1 protein-coding gene is annotated in these 1,021 nt (G+C 40.2%); it reads left to right on the top strand.

Going from position 1 to position 1,021, the window contains the following annotated elements; genetic code table 11:
- Positions 1 to 41: 41 nt before the first annotated feature.
- The gene (locus ABWV72_RS21120; protein WP_353372944.1) at positions 42 to 1,013 is read left to right on the top strand and encodes an IS481 family transposase; all 972 of its coding nucleotides are present in this window, start codon (positions 42 to 44) and stop codon (positions 1,011 to 1,013) included.
- Positions 1,014 to 1,021 lie beyond the last annotated feature (8 nt).

Below are 1,021 nucleotides of genomic sequence, written 5' to 3'. Positions count from 1 at the left end.
TTGTGTGATTCATAGACATCCTTTCACTATAATTGGGTGTTATGAACGATGAAATTCAACAAAGATTGGTCTGGATAAAATTACTTGAATCATCAGGTGATGCAGGTTTAGTTTGCCGTAAATGTGGCATCACCAGACCAACTCTCCGTAAATGGTGGCGGCGCTATAAAGAGTTAGGTAAGGATGGTCTGGTTAGCCGAAGTAAGCGGCCTCATTCATCACCAAACCTTAAAACTACAGACAAGGTTGAGAAGCTAATTTTAGAATTACGCTCAGCAAGAAATCTCGGAGCTAGAAGGCTTCAAAGTGAGTTATTTAGACTTCACAACATATCATTAGGTCTTGCGACAATTCACAAAGTTCTCAAGAAGCATCAAGTTAAACCTGTGCAAAAATTCAGGCGAAAAGTGGATTACATTCGATACGAACGACCATTGCCTGGCGATAGAGTACAAATGGACACTTGCAAAATAGCTCCAGGGCTTTATCAATACACTTCGGTTGACGACTGCACTAGATACAGGGTTCTGAGGCTCTACGGACGTCGTACGGCAGCAAACACATTAGATTTTATTGACGCTGTTGTTGAAGAAATGCCTTTTCCTATTCAACGTTTTCAAACTGATCGTGGCAGAGAATTTTTTGCTGAAAAGGTTCAGAAAAAAATGATGTCACTAGGTATCAAATTCCGTCCTAATAAACCAGCTTCACCTCATCTTAATGGAAAGGTTGAGCGATCCCAGAAAACCGACAAAGCTGAATTTTATGCAACTGTAGATATTGAATCTGATGACTTGGACAATCAACTTTCTGAATGGCAGCACTACTATAACTGGAATCGTCCGCATAGCGCTCACAAAGGCAAAACACCAATGGAAAAGTATTTCGATGTATCAAACGAAACACCGTTCTCAGACGAAGTTCTAGACAATTATGAAGTTAAAAATGAACGGGTTCAGGATGCCAATTACAGACGAGATTTAGAGATCGCAAGATTGAAACGATCTCTATGAATCACACA

It is taken from the genome of Aliiglaciecola sp. NS0011-25 (assembly GCF_040370605.1).
GTDB lineage: Bacteria > Pseudomonadota > Gammaproteobacteria > Enterobacterales > Alteromonadaceae > Aliiglaciecola > Aliiglaciecola lipolytica_A.
This window is presented reverse-complemented; position numbering and strand designations above follow the sequence as displayed.

What these genes read in the sequence shown, in the direction of transcription:
- ABWV72_RS21120 (WP_353372944.1), top strand. Translation starts at nt 42, where the DNA reads ATGAACGATGAAATTCAACAAAGATTGGTCTGGATAAAATTACTTGAA.